The organism is Cellulomonas sp. IC4_254 (genome assembly GCF_011603975.1).
Taxonomy (GTDB): domain Bacteria; phylum Actinomycetota; class Actinomycetes; order Actinomycetales; family Cellulomonadaceae; genus Cellulomonas.
The window spans coordinates 1-5,443 of record NZ_JAANNB010000227.1; the positions used below are offsets into that span (position 1 = coordinate 1).

A 5,443-nucleotide genomic window follows, 5' to 3' on the forward strand; every position below is an offset into this window, starting at 1 on the left:
TCAGGACCAACAGCGCGTGCGAGGCGCTCCCGGGCGTACGCCGACGGACGCCGGGTAGGCGTCGGACGGGCGTCGGCGGAGGATCACGCCCCCGATGGTGGCAGCAGGTGCCCCGGGGACCAAGGGCTTTCCGCGCGCGGTCTCAGCGGCCGAGACCGCATGACGGGGCGCGCCGGGCGGGACCACCGGCCCCGCGGCGGACGTCAGACGACGCCGTACAGCCGGTCGCCCGCGTCGCCGAGGCCCGGGATGATGTACGCGTTCTCGTCCAGCCGCTCGTCCACGGCTGCGACCACCACGGTCACGTCGCCGCGGTCGCCGACGGCCTCCTCGACGACCTTGAGCCCCTCCGGGGCCGCGAGCAGGCAGACCGCCGTCACGTCGCGGGCGCCGCGGGCGAACAGGTAGTCGATCGCCGCGACCAGCGTGCCGCCGGTGGCGAGCATCGGGTCGACCAGGAAGCACTGCCGGCCGGTCAGGTCCTCGGGCAGCCGGTTGGCGTAGGTGATGGCCTCGAGCGTCGTCTCGTCGCGCTGCATGCCCAGGAACCCGACCTCGGCGGTCGGCATCAGGCGGGTCATGCCGTCGAGCATGCCGAGCCCGGCGCGCAGGATCGGGACGACGAGCGGCAGCGGCTCGGCGATCTTCACGCCCGTGGTGGTGGCCACGGGGGTCACGACCTCGACGGGCTCGGTGCGGACGTCACGGGTCGCCTCGTACGCCAGCAGCGTCACGAGCTCGTCGACGAGCTTGCGGAAGGTCGGGGACGAGGTCTCCTTGTTCCGGAGCACCGACAGCTTGTGGGCGACGAGCGGGTGGTCGGCGACGTGCAGGCGCATGCGCTCAACCTACCGTGCGCACCCCGGGACCGACGTCCCGGCCGGGGCGGCGTGACGGGGACCACGATGGCGGGCAGCGCGCGGCGACGGCGCAGCCCCCTGCCTGCGTCGTCGCCGCTGCGCACCCAGGCGTCCGGTCCGCGCCCGGCGGCAGCCCGCGGGACCCGGTGCGACCTAGACTGCCGCGGTGCCTGGTCCCGTGTCCGAGCCCGCGGCCGAGCCGCTGCGGCTGGCCGTCCTCGGCCAGGTCCGGGCGGCCGGCCCCGACGGCACGCTGCTGCCGGTGACGGGCCTCGGCGCCAACCTGCTGCTCGCCCTCGCGCTGGAGCCCCGCGGGCTGTCCACCGCCCGGGCCGTGGACGCGACCTGGCCGGACGGCGCGCCGGCGTCGGGCCGGGCCGCGCTGCAGACGCTCGTGTCCCGGCTCCGCGGCGCGCACCCGGGCCTGCTGGCGTCCACCGCCGCGGGGTACGCGCTCGGCGTCGGCCGCGGCGGCGTGGACCTGCTGCGGGCCGCCGACGCGGTGGAGGCCGCCCGGGCCGCGCTCGCGGCCGGCGACGCGGAGGCCGCGGCTGCCCGGACGGGCGCGGCCCTCGCCCTGTGGGACGGGGAGCCCGGTGCCGGGGCCACGGCGCCCGACCTCGTCGACGCCCTGGCCGTGCGGGCGGACGGGCTGCGCCGGGACCTGCTGCGCGTGCGGGCCGCGGCGCTGCTGGACCTGGGCGACCCCGCGGCGCTCGCGGTCGCCCAGGACCTGCTGGCGCTCGCCCCGCTGGACGACGGGGCGCACCTGCTGCGGATGCGCGCGCTGCACGCCGCCGGCCGGGGCACCGAGGCGGTCGCCGCGTTCGGGGCGTACCGGGAGCGGCTGCGCGAGGCGCTCGGCACCGACCCGGCGCCCGAGGTCGCGGCGTTCCACCTGGCGCTGCTGGACGGATCGGCGACGCCGGGTCCCGGTCGGCCGTCGACCGGCGCCCGCCCCGACGGGCCGCCGCCCGCCCCGGCACCCGTCCCCGTCGCGCACGGCCTGCGCGTCGCCCCCAACGCGCTGATCGGGCGGGACGCCGACGTCGCGGCGGTCGAGGCGGCCCTCGGCACCGCCCCCGTCGTGACCGTCCTCGGCACCGGCGGCCTGGGCAAGACCCGCCTGGTGCAGGAGGTGGCCCGCCGCGCCGCGGGCGGGGCCCGCGCGGTGTACGTCGCCGAGCTCGCGGCGGTCCGGGACGACCCGGACGTGCTGCCCGCGCTCGCCGGGGCGCTCCAGGTCCCCGAGGCGGCGGGCCGCCGCACCGGCGTCGCCGACCAGCGGCTGCGGCCGCTGCCGGAGCGGGTGCTGGACCGGCTCGCCGAGCAGCCGACGCTGCTGGTGCTGGACAACTGCGAGCAGGTGCTCGAGGGCGTCGCCACCTGGGTGGCCGAGGCGGTCGGCACGCTGCCCGGCCTCCAGGTGCTGACCACGAGCCGCGCGCCGCTCGGCGTGCCGGGGGAGCGGGTGCACCCGCTGGACCCCCTGCCCACGCGCGCCGACGACGGCGGCCCCGGCGCGGCGGTCCGGCTGTTCACCGAGCGGGCGACCGCCGTCCGGCCGGGCGTGACGCTGCCCCCGGACGTCGTGGAGCGGCTGTGCGCGCGGCTGGACGGCCTGCCGCTGGCGATCGAGCTCGCCGCCGCGCGGACCCGCTCGCTCACCGTGGTCGAGGTCGAGCGCCGGCTGTCCGACCGGTTCGCCCTGCTGGTGTCGGGCGGTGCCGGGACGCCCGAGCGGCACCGCACGCTGCGCGCGGTCATCGCCTGGTCCTGGGACCTGCTCACGGAGCGGCAGCGCGCGCTGTGCCGCCGCGCGTCGGTGCTGCCGGACGGCTTCGGGCTGCCGGCGGCGCTCGCGGTGGTCGCGGGCGAGGCCGACGAGTCCGCGGTGCTCGACGACCTGGACGCCCTGGTCGCGCAGTCCCTGCTGCGCGTCGAGGAGGAGCCGCGCACCGGCGAGGTCCGCTACCGGATGCTGGAGACGGTCCGGGAGTTCGGGCAGCGGGAGGTGCAGGCCTCCGGCGAGCAGGACCGGCTGCGGGACGCCGTGCTCGACTGGGCGCGCGACGTCGCGTCGGGGATCGTCCGGCGGGCGGGCAGCCCCGAGCGGGTGCTGCTCGACCCGGTCGGCGACGTCGAGCACGACAACCTGGTGGCGCTGCTGCGCCGCGAGCTCGCGGACGGCACCCGCCGGCCGGACGCGGTGCTGGCGCTGTTCGCGGTGCTCGGCCTGCGCTGGATGCTGCAGGGCGCGCACGAGGAGCTGCGGGACGTGCAGCGCGGGGTCCTGGCGGCGAGCGACGGCTGGGTGCCGGACGGCGACCCGGAGCCCGCGGTGCTCGCCCTGGCCCTGCTCGCGGGGTCCGAGCTGATGTTCGGCGACCTGCGCGCCGGCGCCCGGGCCCGGCTCGCGCTGCGCCGCGCGGCGGCGGCGGGCGGGCTGCGCCCGGTGTCGCGGATGCTCGCCGACGCGGTCGACCGGTTCGCCGACCCCGCCGCGCTGGTGCGGCTGATCGCCGAGGGCCGGGCGTCGACCGACCTGGCGAGCCGCCGGCTCGCGCTGCTGGCGTCCTGGTCGCTCGCGGAGAACGACTCCGACGTCGAGGCGTCGATCGGGTACGCCCGCGAGGCGTACCACCTGGCGGTCGGCACGGACGACCCGTGGACCGCCGTGATGGCGGCCGTGTCGCTCGCGGGCGCGTACAGCCAGAGCCTGCGGCCCCGCGAGGCGATGGACTGGCTCGCCGCCGCGCGCACGGCCCTCGCCGACCCGCAGATCACGCACCGCGACCTGATGGTCCAGGCGTTCGAGGAGAGCGTGGCGCAGGTGCACGGCGTGACGCTGCTCAGCCTCGGCGAGTGGGACGAGGCCGAGCGGGTGTTCGAGGAGGTGGCGCGCGCGACGACCGACGTGCGGGACGCCGAGGTGATGTCCGGCCTGGGCGTCGCCGAGGCCGAGCGCGGCCGCGGCGAGGTGGAGCGCGGGCTGGCCCGCTACCGGGCGCTGCTCGCCCGTGCGGCGGGCCGGGACGGCTCCGGGCCGTGGCTGCTCGTCGCGGCCGGGGCGTGCCTCGCGGCGCACGTGCTGGAGGGCCGCGCGGACGAGCCGGCGCTCCGGGACGCCGTGCGGTCGATCCGCGAGGACGACCTCACCGGACGGGCGGGGTTCACCGACCGGCCGGTGCTCGGCACGCTGCTGACCGGCGTGGGGACCTGGCGGGTGGCCGTGGCACCGGACGACCCGGGTGGGCTGGAGCTGCTGGCGCTCGCGGAGCGGGTCGGCGCCCGGCAGGACTTCCCGTGCGGTGTGCTGGCGCCGCACCTGGCGCTCGCGGCGGAGCGGTACGGCGCCGAGGCCGTCCACCGGGCGCGCGCCGGGGCGGCGGCGCTCGGCCACGGGGACGACGTGCTCCGGGCGATCGCCCTGCTGCGCGCGGCGGGGGTGGGGACGGCCTGACCCGGCACGTCCCCACCCCCGTCGCGCGCGGTGCGCGGCCCGGTCAGGCCCGGCGCATGTACGCCCGCACGGTCAGCGGCGCGAACACCGCCACGACCACCGCGGCCCCGAGCAGGGCCCACCCGGCGTCCGCGGTGATCCCGTTGCCGAGCGTGAGGTCGCGCGCGGCGGTCACCAGGTGCGACACCGGGTTCACGTCCACGAACGACTTCAGCCAGCCGGGGAGCGTGTCCGCGGGGACGAACGCGTTCGACGCGAACGTCAGCGGGAACAGCACGATCATCGAGATGCCCTGCACCGACGACGCGGACCGGGCGATGACGCCGAAGAACGCGAAGATCCAGGACAGCGCCCAGGCGCTCACGATGACCAGCAGCCCCGCGGTGACGACGCCCACGGCGCCGCCGTCCGGCCGCCAGCCCATGATCAGGCCCATGACCATCGTCAGCGTCGTGGCGATGAGGTACCGGATGGTGTCGGCGAGCAGCGCCCCGGCGAGCGGCGCGATCCGGGCGATGGGCAGCGACCGGAACCGGTCGAACACGCCCTTGTCCATGTCCTCGCGCAGCTGGACGCCCGTGACGACCGATGTCGTGATGACGGTCTGCACCAGGATCCCGGGGATGAAGAACGGCAGGTAGGACTGCACGTCGCCGGCGATCGCGCCGCCGAAGATGTACGTGAACATCAGCGTGAACAGGATCGGCTGCAGCGTCACGTCGAACAGCTGCTCGGGCGTGCGGCGGACCTTGAGCAGGCCGCGCCAGCCCATCGAGAACGACTGCCGGACGGTCGCGCCGAGCGTGACGCGGTTGCTGGCGGCGCGGGCGAGGGCCTGGGGGTCGACCGCCGGGGTCGCAGGCCGGGCCGGGGTGAGCGTGGTCATGCGCGGGCCTCCTCGAGGGCGCGGTCCTGGGCGTCGTCGGCGGGCGCGGGCGCCGCGGAGGCGTGCCCGGTCAGCGTCAGGAACACCTCGTCGAGCGTGGGCTCCTGCACGGCGATGTCGTGCAGCGGGATGCCGGCGGAGCGCAGGGCGACCAGCAGGTCGCCGGCGGAGTCGGCGGCGGGGACGGGGGCGGACAGCCGGCCGTCGGGGGTGCGGGTCGGCTCGACGCCGAGC

Annotated in this window: 3 protein-coding genes and 1 pseudogene; 1 reads left to right on the forward strand and 3 read right to left on the reverse strand. The window is 77.8% G+C overall.

The window, feature by feature from the left end; translation table 11 throughout:
• Nucleotides 1-203: 203 nt before the first annotated feature.
• Entirely contained in the window at nucleotides 204-839 is a 636-nt protein-coding gene (gene upp / locus G6556_RS16705; protein WP_154730806.1) for a uracil phosphoribosyltransferase, read from the reverse strand.
• Between the two features lie 187 nt (nucleotides 840-1,026).
• Here upp and G6556_RS16710 point away from each other — a divergent pair, with 187 nt between their 5' ends.
• Nucleotides 1,027-4,323: a BTAD domain-containing putative transcriptional regulator gene (locus G6556_RS16710; RefSeq protein WP_166943955.1), complete on the forward strand. Its 3,297-nt coding sequence runs from the start codon at nucleotides 1,027-1,029 to the stop codon at nucleotides 4,321-4,323.
• A 43-nt stretch (nucleotides 4,324-4,366) separates the two neighbouring features.
• Here G6556_RS16710 and G6556_RS16715 read toward each other — a convergent pair whose 3' ends face one another.
• A complete protein-coding gene (locus G6556_RS16715; protein ID WP_166943957.1) occupies nucleotides 4,367-5,209 on the reverse strand; it encodes an ABC transporter permease in 843 nt (280 codons plus the stop codon).
• Nucleotides 5,206-5,443: pseudogene (locus tag G6556_RS16720) on the reverse strand (DUF4162 domain-containing protein); the annotation flags it as partial. The pseudogene G6556_RS16720 and the gene G6556_RS16715, both read right to left, overlap by 4 nt.